An 18,767-nucleotide genomic window follows, 5' to 3' on the forward strand; every position below is an offset into this window, starting at 1 on the left:
CAGAAGGGGAGTAAAGTGCTCCCTTTTCTTTTGCATTAAAACCGAGCGAGCGTTCAGTCAATTTTTTTCAGTAGAGTAAGAAACACACAAAACTTACTAATTATATTTTTTTCGAAGTAATTGAAACCGTTTACAAAAGAGCAAAGGGGAGAGATATTATCATGGCAAAAACAGTCATCATTGATGGAGCACGTACAGCATTCGGAAAATTCGGAGGAAGTTTGAGCACCTTGACGGCAAGTGAACTGGGAGCGGAAGCGATCAAAGCAGCAATGAACCGCGCAGCAATCCAACCGCAAGATGTGCAGGAAGTGATTATGGGAAACGTTCTTCAGGCAGGGCAAGGGCAAATTCCTTCCCGCCAAGCAGCGTCAAAAGCGGGCATTCCGTATAGCGTCAAATCCGAAACCATCAATAAAGTCTGTGCATCCGGCATGCGCAGCGTTACTTTAGCAGACCAGATCATCCGCTTAGGGGATGAAGAAGTGATTGTAGCAGGCGGCATGGAATCCATGTCTAACGCGCCTTACTACTTGCCAAAAGCACGTTGGGGATTGCGCATGGGAGATGCTCAAGTCGTGGACGGCATGGTGCATGACGGATTGTCCTGTTCGTTTCATCCAGACAAGGTTCATATGGGGACTTACGGAAACTCGACAGCTGAAGATTTTAACCTGACGCGCGAAGTGCAGGATGAGTGGTCGGCCCGTTCGCATGAACGTGCTATCCAAGCAAAAGATTTGTTCGCAGAAGAAATCGTCGCGATCGACATTCCGCAGCGCAAAGGAGATCCAATTACAGTTGATGTGGACGAAGCGCCGCGTGCAAACTCCACAATCGAAGCACTGGCGAAACTCAAGCCGGCTTTCGGCAAAGACGGCACAATTACCGCCGGCAACGCACCGGGCATCAATGATGGGGCTGCGGCACTTGTATTGATGAGCGAAGAGCGCGCGCAAAGCGAAGGGAAAAATGTGCTAGCTCATATCCTGTCTCATACAGAAGTGGCCATCGAGCCACATCGATTCCCGGAAACGCCTGGGATCGTCATCAATGCGCTATTGAAAAAAACCGGCAAATCGTTGGATGACATCGACTTGTTTGAAATCAACGAAGCGTTTGCAGCAGTCGCACTCGCAAGCTCGAAAATCGCCAACTTAGACCCTGAAAAAGTCAATGTCAACGGCGGCTCTGTGGCACTTGGACACCCAATCGGGGCAAGCGGCGCACGCATCATCCTAACATTGGCCTACGAATTAAAACGCCGCGGCGGCGGCATTGGCATCGCAGCCATTTGCTCAGGCGGGGGACAAGGCGACGCCATCATGATTGAAGTTCCTAAGGAGGCAAAATAGGCATGTCGATTCAAAACGTAATGGTCATTGGCGCCGGACAAATGGGTTCCGGCATCGCACAAGTTTGTGCACAGGCAGGATTGAATGTGAAATTAAATGATATGAAACAAGAAGCGTATGAACGCGGAATTGAGACCATCACCAAAAACCTATCGCGCAATGTCGAAAAAGGACGTATGACAGAAGAAGAAAAGACAGCGGTTCTTGGCCGCATCACGCCATCGCTTGATTTAAAAGATGCACACGACGTGGACATCGTCATCGAAGCGGCTGTTGAAAACATGGCGATTAAACACAGCATCTTCAAAACCTTGGACGAAGTGGCACCAAAGCATGCCATTCTGGCAACCAATACTTCTTCTTTGCCAATCACAGAAATTGCGGCAGTCACAAACCGTCCGGAACAGGTAATCGGGATGCACTTTATGAATCCGGTACCCGTCATGAAGCTGGTAGAGATTATTCGCGGCTTGGCAACGTCGGATGACGTATATAAAAAAGTGGAAGAAATGACTTTGCAGCTGTCGAAAACACCGGTAGAAGTAAACGACTTTCCAGGATTTGTGGCAAACCGCATCCTGATGCCAATGATCAACGAAGCGATTTTCACGCTCCAAGAAGGTGTCGCCACCAAAGAAGCAATTGACGCGATCATGAAACTTGGCATGAACCATCCAATGGGCCCACTCGAATTGGCTGACTTTATCGGCCTCGATACGTGCCTGTACATCATGGAAGTGCTGCACGAAGGATTTGGCGACAGTAAATACCGCCCAAGCCCGTTGTTGCGCCAATACGTGAAAGCTGGATGGCTCGGCAAAAAAACCGGACGCGGTTTCTACGAATACACATAATATTAGGGGGAAACCGCAATGGATTTGCACTTTACAGATGAACAACTTATGATGCGCAACATGGTGCGAGACTTCGCAAAAGAAGAAATTACACCCTTTATTGAAAATATGGAAAACGGTGAATTTCCAACAGCCATCATCAAGAAAATGGGTGAACTTGGATTGATGGGAATTACCGCACCTGAAAAATACGGCGGTTCGGAAATGGATTTTACTTCGTATATTACGGCGATCCACGAGCTATCGAAAGCCAGTGGAGTTGTGGGAGTAATCTTGTCCGTCCACACATCTGTCGGCACCAACCCGATCCTCAATTTTGGGTCCCAGCAGCAAATTGAGAAATACGTACCCAAATTGGCTAGTGGCGAATATTTGGGAGCATTCTGTTTAACGGAACCCGCAGCCGGTTCTGACGCAGCCAGTCTAAAAACAAAAGCAATTCTGGATGGCGATGACTATGTGCTGAACGGCTCGAAAGTTTTTATTACCAATGGCGGGGAAGCGGATACTTATATCGTGTTTGCTTCAACAAAACCGTCTGCAGGCTCTCGGGGGATTTCGGCTTTTATTGTTGAAAAAGACACACCTGGCTTGATCATCGGCAAAAATGAAAAGAAAATGGGCCTCTATGGTTCGAAAACGGTTCAATTAACATTCGAAAACATGCGGGTACCTGCTGAAAACCTGTTAGGAACAGAAAATAAAGGATTTAGCATCGCAATGGCGAATTTGAATGTGGGACGGATCGGCATCGCGGCACAAGCGCTTGGCATCGCTGAAGCGGCGTACGAATACGCAGTGGCATATGCCAAAGAGCGTGAGCAATTCGGCAAACCGATCGCGCAGCAGCAAGGCATCGGCTTTAAGCTGGCGGATATGGCGACGCAAGTGGAAGCGGCAAAACTCTTGGTCTATAACGCGGCGGACCTGTATTCAAAAGGCAAAGACTGCAACAAGCAAGCATCGATGGCCAAGCTTTTCGCATCAAAAGCGGCAATGGACGTCACCATCGAAGCCATTCAAGTATTCGGTGGCTATGGCTATACAAAAGACTATCCGGTTGAGCGCCTGTTCCGTGACGCGAAAGTGACCGAAATTTACGAAGGCACCAGTGAAATTCAACGAATCGTTATCAGCAAACAACTAATCAAGTAATTGGGGGAATAGAAAATGAATTTTCAACTGTCCGAAGAACACGAAATGATCCGCAAAATGGTAAGAGATTTCGCCAATAAAGAAGTGGCGCCAACAGCAGAAGAACGCGATGAAGAAGAGCGTTTTGACCGTGAGATTTTCGATAAAATGGCGGAACTGGGCCTTACCGGCATACCATGGCCAGAAGAATACGGCGGCATCGGCTCGGATTATTTGGCGTATTGCATCGCAGTGGAAGAATTGTCACGCGTCTGCGCATCAACGGGCGTTACCTTGTCGGCTCATACGTCACTTGCCGGATGGCCGGTTTATACATTCGGTACAGAAGAGCAAAAGCAAAAATACCTTCGACCAATGGCTGAGGGCACAAAAATTGGTGCTTATGGATTGACCGAACCCTCTGCAGGATCGGATGCTGGCTCAATGCGCACTTCGGCAAAAGAAGACGGCGATCATTATATCCTGAATGGATCGAAAATTTTCATCACCAACGGCGGCATTGCGGACATCTATGTGGTATTCGCGGTAACAGATCCGGAATCCAAACATAAAGGCACAACCGCTTTCATTATTGAAAAAGACTTTGAAGGCTTCTCAGTCGGTAAAAAAGAGCGCAAGCTGGGCATTCGTTCAAGCCCGACAACCGAAATTATTTTCGACAACTGCCGCGTGCCGAAAGAAAACGTCCTGGGTGAACTTGGCCAAGGGTTCAAAATCGCTATGCAGACGCTTGACGGCGGACGCAACGGCATTGCGGCACAAGCTGTCGGCATTGCACAAGGAGCGCTTGACGCATCGATTGACTACGCGAAAGAGCGTGAGCAATTCGGCAAGCCAATCATGGCCAACCAAGGGATTTCATTCAAATTGGCGGACATGGCGACTTCGATCGAAGCATCCCGTTTGTTGACGTACCAAGCGGCTTGGCTCGAATCAAACAAATTATCTTACAGCAAGGAGTCGGCAATGGCGAAATTGATGGCCGGCGATACAGCGATGAAAGTAACCGTTGAAGCGGTTCAGGTCTTTGGCGGCTATGGCTATACGAAAGATTATCCGGTCGAACGCTTTATGCGCGATGCGAAAATTACGCAAATTTATGAAGGCACACAGGAAGTTCAACGTCTTGTTATTTCCCGGATGGTGACGAAATAAGCGGAGGGTTGCCTTATGAACAAAAAGCGTGAAATTGAGTCTTCCGTAAAAGACGAAAGCCTGATCGAAAAGCGCCGCGAACAAATGATTCGCGGTGCGGTCACGCTTTTTAAAGAAAAAGGTTTTCATCGGACGACGACGCGGGAAATTGCCAAAGCAGCCGGTTTCAGCATTGGTACCTTGTACGAATACATTCGGACCAAAGAAGACGTGCTGTATCTTGTCTGTGATTCCATCTACGACGAAGTGCACACGCGCTTGGATCGGCTGGACATCGAGCAAGGTTCCATTAATGTTTTGGCGACGGCAATCGAACATTATTACACCTTGATCGACGATATGCAGGATGAGTTCGTGGTCATGTACCAGGAATCCAAATCATTGCCGAAAGATGCTCTTGGCTACGTGCTGGACAAAGAACTTGAAATGGTCGCGATCTTCGAAAGGCTCTTAATGCAATGCGTCGATAATAACGAAATCAAGATGTCACCGAAAGAAGTGGCTATGGCTTCCCACCATATTTTTGTGCAGGGGCAGATGTGGGCATTCAGACGGTGGGCATTGACCGATTACACCATTCAGGAATTTATCGACATGCAAACCAAATTTCTTTTGCAGGGGATGGCAGGAGAAAATATTTCAATACAGGGGGCTTAATCATTATGGCTACAATTCAAGAAACGAAAACCTATCAGCCGAAAAATCATATCCGCTTTGTTACAGCTTCCAGTTTATTTGACGGCCATGACGCGTCCATCAACATCATGCGCCGGATTCTGCAGTCGAGCGGCGCCGAAGTGATTCACTTGGGCCATAACCGTTCAGTTGAAGAAGTGGTCAATGCCGCAATCCAGGAAGATGTCCAAGGCATCTGTATTTCGTCTTATCAGGGCGGCCATATGGAATACTTTAAATATATGCATGATTTATTGCAGGAAAAAGGCGCAACGCATATCCGCATTTACGGCGGAGGCGGAGGCGTTATTTTGCCGCGGGAAATCAAAGAGCTGGAAGCATACGGCATTGCCGGCATTTTTTCGCCGGAAGATGGCCGTAAAAAAGGATTGCAGGGAATGATTACGGAAATCGTCGAGGAATGTGATTTCTCAACGGTGAAAAGGGATCAGCCGATTGCAAACTTATCTACTGATGAACCGGTAGTGCTGGCAAACGTTATCACAGCAGCGGAAGAAGCCCACACACGGGATACCGATACCGATGAGTTGTTGAGAGCGGTACGGGAACAGTCGAAAAACACGCCAATTCTGGGCATCACCGGAACAGGTGGAGCGGGAAAAAGCTCATTGACCGACGAATTGATTCGCCGCTTCTTGTCTGAACTGCCGGACAAGAAAATTGCGATTTTGTCGATCGACCCGACCAAACAGAAGACAGGCGGGGCGCTACTAGGCGACCGGATCCGGATGAACGCCATCTTCAACAAACGCGTCTTTATGAGAAGCTTGGCAACACGCGGTTCGCGTTCGGAACTGTCGGGTGCAATTGGGGACGTATTGCATGTCGTCAAGGCAGCCGACTTTGATTTGATTGTGGTCGAAACGAGCGGGATTGGCCAAGGGGATGCGGAAATTGCCAACTTCTCGGACATTTCTATGTACGTCATGACCAGCGAATTTGGTGCGCCATCGCAATTGGAGAAAATCGACATGATCGATTACGCCGATTTGATTGTCATCAACAAATTCGAACGCAGCGGCTCGCAGGATGCACTCCGCCAAGTGCAGAAGCAGTACCAGCGCAGCCATTTGCTGTGGGAAAAAGACTTGGACGATATGCCGGTCTACGGCACCATCGCCAGCCAGTTTAACGACAAAGGAACCAACTCCCTGTTTGCGGCATTGGTCGCGACGGTCAATGAAAAATGCGGAACCGACTGGGAGACGGATTACGATAAATTTGTCAAAACCCAAAAAGAGAACTTGATCATTCCTAATGATCGCCGTTATTATTTGCGTGAGCTGACGGATACGATCCGCGGCTACCATGCCAAAGCGAAAGAACAATCCGCCTTTGCGCGCCGCTTGTTCCAATTGGAAGGTGCTATCGAAGCGGTCAGAGAAAAAGCGCCGGATGATGCATTGGTCGCGTCACTTGAATCATTGGCTGATGGTGTCCGCGATGAACTGACGACAGAATCCAAACGCATTTTAGCGAATTGGAACGCCTTGAAAGAAATGTACGCCGGAGACGAATTCGTCACGTCAGTGCGCGACAAGGAAATCCGCACAATCCTGCGGACAGAAAGCCTGTCAGGCATTAAAGTGCCGCGTGTCGTATTGCCGAAATTCGTCGATTACGGTGAAATTTTATCATGGGTTTATGCCGAGAACGTTCCGGGTTCATTCCCTTATACAGCTGGGGTATTCCCGTTCAAACGTGCCGGAGAAGATCCAAAACGCCAATTTGCCGGCGAAGGAACGCCTGAACGCACCAACCGCCGCTTCCATTATTTATCGAAGGACGATGATGCCAAACGCTTGTCCACTGCATTTGACTCGGTAACACTGTACGGAGAAGATCCGGACCACCGTCCAGACATTTACGGGAAAGTCGGAGAGTCGGGCGTCTCGATCTGTACATTGGATGATATGAAGAAACTTTACGAAGGCTTTGATTTGTGTGCGCCGTCGACTTCGGTTTCGATGACCATCAATGGACCGGCGCCAATCATTCTGGCGATGTTCATGAACACGGCCATTGATCAGCAGGTCAAATTAAATGAAGAAAAACTGGGGCGCACATTGACGGTCGAGGAATTTACAGAAGTTCGTGAAGGTACGCTGCAGGTCGTTCGGGGCACGGTGCAAGCGGACATCCTGAAAGAAGACCAGGGCCAGAACACATGCATCTTCTCGACGGAATTTGCGCTGCGCATGATGGGCGATATCCAGCAATACTTTATCGACCACAAAGTGCGCAACTATTACTCGGTATCCATTTCGGGCTATCACATTGCTGAAGCGGGCGCGAACCCGATTTCCCAATTGGCGTTCACGCTATCTAACGGTTTCACATACGTTGAATATTATTTGAGCCGCGGCATGAACATCGATGACTTTGCGCCAAACCTGTCGTTCTTCTTCTCGAACGGCCTGGATCCGGAATATACCGTGATTGGTCGTGTGGCACGCCGCATTTGGGCAGTCGTTATGCGCGACAAATACGGTGCCAACGAACGCAGCCAAAAGCTGAAATACCATGTTCAAACTTCCGGGCGCAGCTTGCATGCGCAGGAAATCGACTTTAATGATATCCGCACCACGCTGCAAGCCTTGATGGCGCTGCAGGACAACTGCAACTCGCTGCACACCAATGCGTACGACGAAGCCATCACAACGCCGACCGAAGAATCGGTTCGCCGCGCAATGGCGATTCAAATGATCATCACTAAAGAGCACGGTTTGTCGAAAAACGAGAACCCGCTGCAAGGCGCATTCATTATCGAAGAAATGACGCAATTGGTGGAAGAAGCGGTTCTGACGGAATTCGACCGCATCAACGACCGTGGAGGCGTCCTGGGCGCGATGGAAACACAATACCAGCGCGGCAAAATCCAGGAAGAATCCATGCACTACGAAATGAAAAAACACACAGGCGAATTGCCGATCATCGGAGTCAACACCTACTTGAACCCAAATCCGCAATCGGACGATGACATCAACGCGATGGAAATCGCCCGCGCCACAGTGGAAGAAAAAGAAACGCAAATCAACAACTTGCGGGCCTTCCAGGAACGCAACGATTCAGCCGAAGCACTCGAGCGCCTCAAACAGGCAGCCAAGACCGGCGGCAACATCTTCGAAGAGTTGATGGAAACCGTAAAAGTCGCAAGCCTCGGCCAAATCACTACCGCTTTGTATGAAGTCGGCGGGCAGTATCGCCGGAATATGTAGTGGGAAAAGCGGAAGCAGCCGTTTTGCTCCGAGAGGCGTAAGAGGGTTTGCCGCACAGCCAAAGCAGCTTACGACCGAGGAGCAGGCTGGTGGAGCTGGACAAGGAAAAGCGGATCCGCCCGTGAAAGCCCCGACAGGCTTAAGGCGACTTGGCGAAGCGGCGTGTTTTCAGCCGCACAGCCGAGTTGACTTAAGACCCCGAGGGGCTGGGCGGAGGAGATGGACAAGGAAAAGCAGATCCGCCCATGAAAGCTGATTTTGGCAAGAAATAGCTGAATAAAACATGCTAAAAGACGCGAAATCCGTTGAAAGATGGATTTTGCGTCTTTTTTTGAGAAGAAGGGAAGAGTTGATTACCATATTGACGGAGTTTTCATTGTTTTGAAAAGCGGCATGCACGTTCAGCAGGAAATATGCACGTTCAGAAAAAAATATGCACGCTCAACAGAAAATACGCACGTTCAGAAGAAAATACGCACATTCAGCAAGACAAACGCGAATTTAATTAAATTATTTCTAATAACATATTTTATTAAGAAAAATTTTCCCATCAGTCACAAAACAGTCTCTACAAAGCACATTCAAAGATATGCCAAGTCGATATCCCGCTGCTTTTTCTGTATACTAGAAGAATAGGCACCACAGAAACCAAGAAGGATGGATCCCATGCGTAAAGCTGTCCACTACATAATCATCATAATCTGTGTCATACTGATTTTCTTCCTGTACAATAAAGCTTTGGGATCGATTCCGTTTATGATTCTGGCGCTCTATTTGTTTTATTTCGGATGGAAACAAATAGATCCGAGAAAAAAGAAAACACGGTAGCGGAGACTAGGTTGTTTGTATATAATGAATTAAGTTAAGAAAGAAGAAGGGACGTGCACGGAATGAGAATTCGTGAATTATCTAAGGAAGAACTTATAGAAGAGTCGTTTGTTGACTTGACATATGCAATGTTGGAAGAAACGCATGAAACAAAAACATATGCTGAACTGGTTGCAGAAATCGAAAAGTTGCTGAACTTGTCTAAAGAGGATATGAAGGACCGTTTGGTTCAATTCTATACAGACTTGAATATTGATGGCCGCTTTTTGATTTTAGGCGAAAACCGCTGGGGTCTTCGCGAGTGGTATCCGGTTGAACAAATTGAAGAAGAATCCGCACCGACGGTTAAAGCACGCAAGAAGAAAGCCAAAGTGGCGGACGATGAAGGCTTTGACGATTTGGATGAGTTGGCATTGGAAGACGAGTTGGAGTTTGAAGACTTCGGTGAAGACGATGATGACGAAGATGACGATGACGATCCAGTAATTAAAGCACCGGTTGAAGTGGAAGTTCTTGATTTTGACGCAGACGATGACGACGAAGAAGACGTTGATGTATTGGTCGAAGACTTGGATGGCAACATTATCGACGATGAAGATGACGACGATGATGACGAAGATGAAGATGATTTGAAGTAAACTGAACATTTTTTCACCTTGACTTATGAGGCCAGACTGGATAAGATTTTACTGGGCTCCTTAAAATAGGAGAGATGATTCGTACAGTTTACGCGCTCCCCCTGCATACGCAGCAGGTGGAGCGCTTTTTATTTTTACCATTCGAGGAGGAACAGGCATGACGAAGTATATTTTTGTAACCGGTGGTGTTGTATCATCACTCGGAAAAGGGATTGTAGCGGCATCATTGGGCCGTTTATTGAAAAACAGAGGGTTGAATGTAACGATTCAAAAATTCGATCCATACATCAATATTGACCCGGGAACCATGAGTCCATACCAGCACGGTGAAGTTTTTGTGACGGATGATGGCGCAGAAACGGATTTGGATCTTGGCCACTATGAGCGTTTCATCGATATCAACTTAAACAAATACTCAAACGTAACAACAGGGAAAGTTTACTCGACCGTTATCCAAAAAGAACGCCGCGGCGATTATTTGGGTGGAACGGTTCAAGTTATTCCACATATCACCAATGAAATCAAAGACCGTTTGCTGCGTGCTGCCAAAACAGCAAAAGCAGACGTAGTCATTACAGAAATCGGCGGAACCGTCGGCGATATCGAATCATTGCCATTCCTCGAAGCCATCCGCCAAATGCGTTCAGATCTTGGGCGCGACGAAGTGATGTACGTTCACTGTACCTTGATTCCATATCTTGGGGCAGCAAAAGAAATGAAAACAAAACCGACGCAGCATAGTGTGAAAGAGCTTCGCAGCCTTGGCATTCAACCGAATCTGATCGTTGTGCGTACTGAACACCCAGTGCCGCAAGACATGAAGGATAAAATTGCGTTGTTCTGCGACATCAAGCCGGAAGAAGTAATCGAATCACGCGATGTTGATGTGATTTATGAAATGCCGATTCGCCTTAAAGAGCAGCATATGGATCAGATTGTCCTTGATCATTTTGGCATCGAAGCACCAGAAGCAGACATGACAGAGTGGACTGAACTGGTTGAAAAAGTAAAATCACTTAAAGACAGCGTGCGCATTGGACTAGTAGGGAAGTATGTAGAATTGCAAGATGCCTACATTTCTGTCGTAGAATCGTTGAAACATGCAGGTTTTGCATTCGATTCTGAGATCGAAGTGGAATGGATCAACGCAGAACACATCAACGCAGACAATGTAGTCGAAAAGTTGAAAAACTGCGACGGCATTCTTGTTCCAGGTGGCTTCGGAGACCGTGGCGTTGAAGGAAAGATTGCTGCAACGCAATTTGCGCGCGAAAACAATGTACCGTTCTTTGGCATTTGCCTAGGCATGCAATTGGCTTCTGTTGAATTTGCACGCAGCATCATGAACCTGGAAGGGGCACATTCTTCTGAATTAAACGCCAAAACGCCTTTCCCAGTTATCGATTTATTGCCTGAGCAAAAAGACATCGAAGATTTAGGTGGAACGCTTCGCCTTGGTTTGTACCCTGCGAAACTGACAAAAGGGTCAAAAGCGCACGAAGCTTATGGAGAAGAATTGGTGTACGAAAGACATCGCCATCGTTATGAGTTCAACAATGAATACCGCGAAGCATTCGAAAATGCCGGATTCCAATTCACTGGCACCAGCCCGGATGGCCGCCTGGTGGAAATTATTGAAGTGGCTGACCACCCGTGGTTCGTTGCTTGCCAATTCCACCCGGAGTTTATTTCACGTCCGAATCGTCCACAGCCACTATTCCGTGAGTTTGTGAAAGCATCGATTGCCAATAAATAAAGACATAGCAAAAGCCTTCCCTTTTTCGAAGGGAAGGCTTTTGCATATGGATCGGTTATCCAGCAATCATCTTATCAATGCTCAACTTAACCGCATGATAGATATACAGCGAAGCGATAGCGTACGGAACCAATATGGGGCCGCCATCGTCCTGCATCACGATGCCGCTCAAAGACAAAAAGGCATCAGCCAGCTCGCTTTCGTCCGACTGGGAGGAAACATGTGCGAACAGGATGCCAGCATCTGCCAACCTGCCAGCCAGTTCATCGCCTTCAGTAGTTGGTGCCAGGATCCAAACCCGATCCGTAGGGGTGACAATGCTGGCCGGTGACCACTCGGCAGCGGTCTTCAAGAGGTCTTCTCCGTGGAGCGCCGCCGCCACCACAGTTTTCATTTCACCGAAGGCAGCGATGAAAATGGTGCCTTCTGCAACGGCCGCTTGAGCTAACACGCCAGCAATGCTGTCGATGGCAGTTTGCTGCTGCGACAGACGGTCAAATAAGCGGTTCAATTGTATTGTTAATGGGTTCATGATTTTCACCTCGTAAAAAAAGTATAGCAGATAAAGGAGAGGCTCTTCTTGAAAACCATTTTGATTGTAGACGATCAACCAGGCATCCGGCTGTTATTAAAAGAAGTATTCAGCAAAGAAGGCTATGAAGCGATCGCTGCCGGAAGCGGAAAAGAAGCGCTGGAAAAAGTACAGGAATCTTGTCCGGATATGGTGTTGTTGGATATGAAAATTCCAGGGATGGACGGGATTGAAATCTTAAAGCGTTTAAAGAAAAGCCACCCAGACGTACAAGTCATCATGATGACTGCCTATGGCGAACTAGATCTTATTAAAGAATCGATGAATTGGGGAGCAGAGCGTTACTTTACGAAGCCGTTTGATGTCTTTGAAGTACGCGATGCAGTTAAGGAATTGTTAGAAGAGTAAACAGCGATGAGTAGCGTAAGTACAGGGTTTTTGATATAGTATAAAAGATATTCGCTTTATACATTACCGAGGAGGAATACTACATGCCATTAGTTTCAATGAAAGAAATGATGATAAAAGGAAAACAAGAAGGATATGCAATCGGCCAATTCAATTTAAACAACCTGGAGTTCACTCAAGGGATCCTGCAAGCAGCTCAAGAAGAAAACTCTCCAGTGATCTGCGGAGTTTCAGAAGGCGCAGCCCGTTACATGGGTGGATTCACGACAGTTGTGAATATTGTCAAGGGCTTGATGCATGACTACAAAATCACGGTTCCAGTGGCAATTCATTTGGACCATGGTTCAAGCTTCGAAAAATGTAAAGAGGCGATTGATGCTGGATTCACATCCGTTATGATCGACGCATCGCATCATCCGTTCGAAGAAAACATTGAAATCACTAAACAAGTTGTCGAATATGCACGCAAACATAATGTTTCTGTAGAAGCAGAATTAGGAACTGTTGGCGGACAAGAAGATGATATTATTGCAGATGGCGTCATCTACGCTGATCCACAGGAATGCAAGAAAATGGTCGATGAAACAGGAATCGATTGCCTGGCACCAGCACTTGGTTCAGTTCACGGTCCTTACAAAGGCGAACCAAACCTAGGCTTTGCAGAAATGGAAGAAATTTCACAGCTATGTGACGTGCCGCTTGTCTTGCACGGTGGAACAGGAATTCCATTGAAAGACATTCAGCGCTCTGTTGCTCTTGGTACATCAAAAATCAACGTTAACACTGAAAGCCAAATCACATCTGCTCAAGCAGTCCGTGACAAATTGAACAGTGATGCAGACGTATACGATCCACGCAAATACTTGGGACCAGCTCGCGATGCAGTTAAAAAGACTGTAATCGGTAAAATGCGTGAGTTTGGAAGTTCAGGAAAAGCATAATAACGCAATAAAAAAAGATGGGAGAGAAGTGTCCAACTGGTACCTTCTCTTTTTCCCGTCATACCGGAGGAGAAAAACTATGAAATTTTTCATTGATACAGCGAACTTTGACGAAATCAAAGAAGCACATGCTTGGGGAATTCTATCAGGTGTTACAACCAATCCATCATTGGTAGCAAAAGAGAAAAATGTTTCATTTCACGACCGCTTGAAAGAAATTGCTGCACTTGTAGACGGTTCAATTAGCGGAGAAGTTATCGCACTTGATGCAGAAGGCATGATCAAAGAAGGCCGCGAATTGGCTGACCTTGCTCCAAACATCACCGTGAAATTGCCAATGACGCCAGACGGCTTAAAAGCTTGTGCGGTCTTAGCTTCAGAAGGCAAAAAAGTTAATGTTACGTTGATCTTCAGCGCGAACCAGGCTTTGCTTGCAGCACGTGCAGGAGCGGCATACGTTTCGCCATTCCTTGGACGCCTTGATGACATCGGACATAACGGCATGGACTTGATTGCAACCATTGCTGAAATTTTTGAGATTCATGACATTTCTTCAGAAATTATCGCTGCTTCAATCCGCCACCCACAGCACGTTACGGATGCTGCTTTGAACGGCGCGCATATCGCGACAATGCCGATCAAAGTGATGCACCAAATGTTTAAACACCCCTTAACTGACCAAGGAATCGAAGCGTTTCTTGCTGACTGGGAAAAACGTTCTGTAGAAGACGGCGTAAAATAAAAACATTACCGTGCAGTATTTCCAATCTCAAAACGGGAAATTCTGTTCGCTAAAGTGGATGAACTGAAGTAAAAACCGGCAGCCAGCCTGGAAGCCAAACCAATGGAACTTTTTTAGGCCAAACAAGCTGCCGGAAAAGTGGAAAAAGGAGAAATTTAATGGATGTTTATAAAATAAAGGGCGGTAACCGCCTTTCCGGAACAATCAAAGTTAATGGCGCAAAAAACAGTGCGGTTGCTTTGATTCCTGCATCGATTTTGGCGAATTCGCCTGTATCGATTGAAGGATTACCGGGAATTTCCGACGTATGGACACTGAAAAGCATTTTGGAAGAAATCGGCGGGGAAGTATCGTTTGAAGATGGGACGATGAACATCGATCCATCCAAAATGATTGATATGCCTTTGCCAAATGGCAATGTGAAAAAATTGCGTGCTTCTTATTATATGATGGGCGCAATGCTCGGTCGCTTTAAGCATGCAGCAATCGGTTTGCCGGGTGGCTGTTTCTTAGGGCCACGCCCAATCGACCAGCACATCAAGGGCTTTGAAGCACTTGGTGCAAAAGTGACGAACGAACACGGTGCTATTTATTTACGTGCCGACGAACTCCGCGGCGCTAAAATTTACTTGGACGTTGTCAGTGTGGGCGCAACCATCAACATCATGTTGGCGGCTGTTCTTGCAAAAGGCCAAACGACCATTGAAAATGCCGCAAAAGAGCCGGAAATTATTGATGTCGCAACCTTGTTGACCAACATGGGAGCGAAAATTAAAGGAGCCGGAACAAACGTTATCCGAATTGATGGCGTAGAAGAATTACACGGCACCAACCACACGATCATCCCTGACCGAATTGAAGCCGGAACGTTCATGATTATGGCTGCAGCAGCAGGAGATGGCATCACCATCGATAACGTGATTCCTTTCCATATGGAAGCATTGACTGCCAAGTTGCGTGAGATGGGCGTTGATGTACAAGAAGGCGAAGAATCTATCTATATTCCCAAGTCAGAAAACTTGCATGCCATAGATGTAAAAACCTTGGTTTATCCGGGATTTGCGACAGATCTTCAGCAGCCATTCTCCGTGCTGATGACGCAGGCTCAAGGATCTTCTATGATCACTGATACAATCTATTCGGCGCGATTTAAGCATATTGATGAACTTCGCCGGATGAATGCAAGCGGCCGTGTTGAAGGAAGAGCGGCCATCATTACTGGCCCGACTCCATTAACTTCAGCAACGGTCGTTGCATCCGATCTGCGTGCTGGAGCAGCACTTGTTATTGCAGGTCTGTTGGCAGAAGGCGAAACTGAAATTCGTGAAATTTATCACATTGAACGCGGCTATTCGTCGATTATTGAAAAGCTGCAAGGCCTTGGCGCTGACATCCGGAGAGAGACAATTGACCCGGTAACAAGTGGGAAGTCTGACTTTAGCCAGGATGCAAACTGACGCACATTTAGCCTGAAAATATGTGCTACAATAATAGTGGCCTAGAGTCATATAGAACTGGAATACTAGTATGGAACAAAGTCTTGATGGCGGATAACTTCGTCAAAGACAATCATGCCATTTTTGCTGATGCACAGGCGTCACAAGCCTGTTGGCAAAAGCTAAACCTTGTAATGAACGATTAACGATCCTACTTCATAAAATGAGTCCGGCTAATTGCCGGACTTCTTCTTTAAGATCTTCTCAATCATTCACTACTGATCCTCAAATCATATAAGTTGAATCGATAAACCCATTTTTCATACATCGTTTTGGTCTCTTTGAGCAAAGCAAAGACGATTGCTTCTACGCTAGGTAAGCCTAAAAGATGTTAAGCGGTATGGAAAATTTAATGGGTTCAACTTATCTACAAAAATAATACGAATAAGAGTGGTGTCCGTATATGGCAACGATTACAATCTCCGCATTGGAGAACATGACATTAAAAGAACTATACAATTTAGCGAAAGAATACAAGCTAACCAACTACAGCAAGCTGACAAAAAAAGAATTGATTTTTGCGATTTTGAAAACGCGTGCAGAACAGGAAGGCTTCTTCTTTATGGAAGGCGTTTTGGAAATTATCCAATCAGAAGGCTTTGGTTTCTTGCGTCCGATCAATTATTCGCCGAGTTCTCAGGATATTTACATCTCCGCTTCTCAAATCCGCCGTTTTGATTTGCGAAATGGTGATAAGGTTTCCGGCAAAGTGCGTCCGCCAAAAGAAAATGAACGCTATTTTGGTTTGCTTCAAGTAGAAGCGGTAAACGGTGAAGATCCAGAAGTGGCCAAAGAACGCGTCCACTTCCCAGGCCTCACGCCGCTTTATCCCGATCGCCACATTCGTTTGGAAACGACGCCGGCTCACTTGTCGACCCGCATCATGGACTTGGTTGCGCCTGTCGGATTTGGCCAACGCGGTTTGATTGTAGCACCGCCAAAAGCGGGTAAGACCATGCTGCTGAAAGAAATCGCCAATTCAATCACAACTAATCATCCAGAAGCGGAGTTAATTGTTTTACTGATTGACGAGCGTCCTGAAGAAGTAACGGATATTGAGCGATCGGTGGATGCCGATGTCGTCTCTTCAACTTTTGATGAAGTGCCTGAAAACCATGTCAAGGTTGCAGAACTTGTTCTTGAACGTGCGATGCGTCTCGTTGAGCACAAACGCGACGTGGTCATTTTGATGGATTCCATCACACGGTTGGCTCGAGCATATAATTTGGTTATTCCACCAAGCGGGCGTACACTATCAGGAGGGATTGACCCAGCAGCCTTTCATCGGCCAAAGCGCTTTTTTGGAGCAGCACGCAATATTGAAGAAGGCGGCAGCTTGACGATTTTGGCTACAGCTTTAGTGGAAACCGGATCACGGATGGATGAAGTGATTTACGAGGAATTTAAAGGAACGGGCAACATGGAATTGCATCTCGACCGCTCTTTGGCAGAACGCCGCATCTTCCCAGCACTGGATATTCGCCGTTCCGGAACGCGCAAAGAAGAGTTGTTGATCGAACCGAAGCAGCTCGAAAAGCTTTGGTCCATTCGAAAGACTTTCTCAGACTCGCATGATTTTGGTGAACGTTTCCTGAGAAAAATGAGCCAAACGGATACAAACGAAGAATTCTTTGAGCAATTGGCAACTGAAATGAAGACCCACCGAAGCAACAAGAAGATGATTTAATTGCTTGCAAATAGTGTGGGAATTTGATATGATTATGAAAGTGAATCAAAGCAAAGCTATTGCATATACGGTCTAAAGAACCGTGTAAGGCAATAGTAAAAATAGATTAAACTCTGTTCCAGATGGTTCAGGGCGAGAGGAGAAAAAATTATGAAAACAGGTATTCATCCAGATTACAAACAGGCTACAGTAACTTGCTCGTGTGGGAACTCTTTCACGACTGGTTCTGTAAAAGAAAACATCAGCGTTGAGCTTTGCTCTGAATGTCATCCATTCTACACTGGACGTCAGAAATTCGCTTCAGCAGATGGCCGCGTAGATCGTTTCAACAAAAAATACGGCCTCAAAGAAGAAATCAACGAGTAAAATAAAAATATACCTGCCTAGCGCGCAAACGCCTGGCGGGTATTTTTTTTCGTCTACTATCAGAAAAAACACCTTACATATTCCGAAAAACAACAAGCAATTCCATTATTTTTGGTATGATAAAGAGAAACTTTATTTATAAAAGTATAGGTTTTCTATAGTAATTAGCAGAGAGCATCATACACCATTAGCTTAGCTCGATACAAAACAACAAAGTGTTTGAAAGGGGTCTCACCTATGTACGTCATGAAACAAACAGGATGGGTTGAATTGATCTGTGGCAGCATGTTTTCCGGAAAATCAGAAGAGCTGATCCGCCGTGTCCGCCGTTCCCAGTTTGCCAAACAAAAGATTGCTGTTTTTAAACCGAAAATTGATGACCGTTACAGCAAAGAAGCGGTTGTTTCGCATAATGGAGCTACCGTCATTGCGCTGCCAATATCCCGCTCTAACGAAATGTGGGAGTATATTACTGATGAATTCGATGTCATCGCAATCGATGAAGCTCAATTTTTTGATGAAGACATTATCGAAAATGTCCAAAAACTGGCCAATCATGGGTTCCGGGTTATCGTGGCCGGGCTTGATCAGGATTTCAGAGGCCGCCCATTCGGACCGATGCCAGCACTGCTAGCCATTGCCGAGCAAGTAACCAAACTTCAAGCCGTCTGCACCGTCTGTGGTTCCCCGGCAAGCCGCACCCAGCGTCTAATTGATGGGAAACCAGCAGGCTCGGACGACCCGACAATTTTAGTGGGCGCATCAGAAGCTTACGAACCACGCTGCCGCCATCACCACGAAGTGCCGACTGGCGTTACTGTTAAGTGAATTCTCGTCTTCTAGATGGAATCTGTAAAAACATTTAGAAGCTTAACTTTTCTAGTAAATTAACCGAAAAATAGAAGAAAGAGTGAAAGGCCTCCGCCTTGAATGATTTCTT

The 18,767-nt window shown here is 46.5% G+C and carries 16 protein-coding genes; 15 read left to right on the forward strand and 1 reads right to left on the reverse strand.

The window, feature by feature from the left end; translation table 11 throughout:
• Positions 1–161: 161 nt before the first annotated feature.
• The 8 genes from AC4EHK_RS03320 to pyrG all read left to right on the forward strand — a co-directional run bounded on the left by AC4EHK_RS03320 (position 162) and on the right by pyrG (position 11,655).
• On the forward strand, positions 162–1,355 hold the full coding sequence (locus AC4EHK_RS03320; RefSeq protein ID WP_490977373.1) for an acetyl-CoA C-acetyltransferase: 1,194 nt from the start codon (positions 162–164) through the stop codon (positions 1,353–1,355).
• Between the two features lie 2 nt (positions 1,356–1,357).
• On the forward strand, positions 1,358–2,209 hold the full coding sequence (locus AC4EHK_RS03325; protein ID WP_490977374.1) for a 3-hydroxybutyryl-CoA dehydrogenase: 852 nt from the start codon (positions 1,358–1,360) through the stop codon (positions 2,207–2,209).
• Between the two features lie 18 nt (positions 2,210–2,227).
• A complete protein-coding gene (locus tag AC4EHK_RS03330; RefSeq protein WP_490977375.1) occupies positions 2,228–3,364 on the forward strand; it encodes an acyl-CoA dehydrogenase in 1,137 nt (378 codons plus the stop codon).
• A gap of 15 nt (positions 3,365–3,379) precedes the next feature.
• Positions 3,380–4,519, forward strand: coding sequence for an acyl-CoA dehydrogenase (locus AC4EHK_RS03335; protein WP_490977376.1), 1,140 nt, complete (start codon positions 3,380–3,382; stop codon positions 4,517–4,519).
• Positions 4,520–4,534: 15 nt separating this feature from the next.
• The gene (locus tag AC4EHK_RS03340; protein ID WP_490977377.1) at positions 4,535–5,176 is read left to right on the forward strand and encodes a TetR/AcrR family transcriptional regulator; all 642 of its coding nucleotides are present in this window, start codon (positions 4,535–4,537) and stop codon (positions 5,174–5,176) included.
• Positions 5,177–5,181: 5 nt separating this feature from the next.
• Positions 5,182–8,433, forward strand: a complete 3,252-nt coding sequence (icmF, locus tag AC4EHK_RS03345) for a fused isobutyryl-CoA mutase/GTPase IcmF (RefSeq protein WP_490977378.1) — start codon at positions 5,182–5,184, stop codon at positions 8,431–8,433.
• 890 nt (positions 8,434–9,323) lie between these two features.
• Entirely contained in the window at positions 9,324–9,899 is a 576-nt protein-coding gene (rpoE, locus tag AC4EHK_RS03350; protein WP_490977379.1) for a DNA-directed RNA polymerase subunit delta, read from the forward strand.
• Positions 9,900–10,056: 157 nt separating this feature from the next.
• Positions 10,057–11,655, forward strand: coding sequence for a CTP synthase (pyrG, locus tag AC4EHK_RS03355; protein ID WP_490977380.1), 1,599 nt, complete (start codon positions 10,057–10,059; stop codon positions 11,653–11,655).
• A 55-nt stretch (positions 11,656–11,710) separates the two neighbouring features.
• Here pyrG and AC4EHK_RS03360 read toward each other — a convergent pair whose 3' ends face one another.
• On the reverse strand, positions 11,711–12,187 hold the full coding sequence (locus tag AC4EHK_RS03360; RefSeq protein ID WP_490977381.1) for a DUF2529 family protein: 477 nt from the start codon (positions 12,185–12,187) through the stop codon (positions 11,711–11,713).
• A 48-nt stretch (positions 12,188–12,235) separates the two neighbouring features.
• Between AC4EHK_RS03360 and AC4EHK_RS03365 the strand changes: the two genes are divergently transcribed.
• The 7 genes from AC4EHK_RS03365 to AC4EHK_RS03395 all read left to right on the forward strand — a co-directional run bounded on the left by AC4EHK_RS03365 (position 12,236) and on the right by AC4EHK_RS03395 (position 18,655).
• Complete coding sequence (locus AC4EHK_RS03365) at positions 12,236–12,595, forward strand: response regulator (RefSeq protein WP_490977382.1); 360 nt, start codon at positions 12,236–12,238, stop codon at positions 12,593–12,595.
• 83 nt (positions 12,596–12,678) lie between these two features.
• Complete coding sequence (locus tag AC4EHK_RS03370) at positions 12,679–13,536, forward strand: class II fructose-bisphosphate aldolase (RefSeq protein ID WP_490977383.1); 858 nt, start codon at positions 12,679–12,681, stop codon at positions 13,534–13,536.
• Positions 13,537–13,615: 79 nt separating this feature from the next.
• A complete protein-coding gene (gene fsa, locus AC4EHK_RS03375) occupies positions 13,616–14,278 on the forward strand; it encodes a fructose-6-phosphate aldolase (protein ID WP_490977384.1) in 663 nt (220 codons plus the stop codon).
• A 158-nt stretch (positions 14,279–14,436) separates the two neighbouring features.
• Entirely contained in the window at positions 14,437–15,735 is a 1,299-nt protein-coding gene (gene murA, locus AC4EHK_RS03380; protein WP_490977385.1) for a UDP-N-acetylglucosamine 1-carboxyvinyltransferase, read from the forward strand.
• Positions 15,736–16,177: 442 nt separating this feature from the next.
• The gene (gene rho, locus AC4EHK_RS03385) at positions 16,178–17,461 is read left to right on the forward strand and encodes a transcription termination factor Rho (RefSeq protein WP_490977386.1); all 1,284 of its coding nucleotides are present in this window, start codon (positions 16,178–16,180) and stop codon (positions 17,459–17,461) included.
• Between the two features lie 150 nt (positions 17,462–17,611).
• Positions 17,612–17,827 carry a 50S ribosomal protein L31 gene (gene rpmE, locus AC4EHK_RS03390; RefSeq protein ID WP_006829249.1) on the forward strand — a complete coding sequence of 72 codons (216 nt, stop codon included), beginning with the start codon at positions 17,612–17,614 and terminating at the stop codon, positions 17,825–17,827.
• Between the two features lie 237 nt (positions 17,828–18,064).
• Positions 18,065–18,655 (forward strand): thymidine kinase, encoded by a 591-nt coding sequence (locus AC4EHK_RS03395; RefSeq protein ID WP_142827125.1) that lies wholly within the window; start codon positions 18,065–18,067, stop codon positions 18,653–18,655.
• Positions 18,656–18,767 lie beyond the last annotated feature (112 nt).

It is taken from the genome of Planococcus sp. TJ-307 (assembly GCF_058268435.1).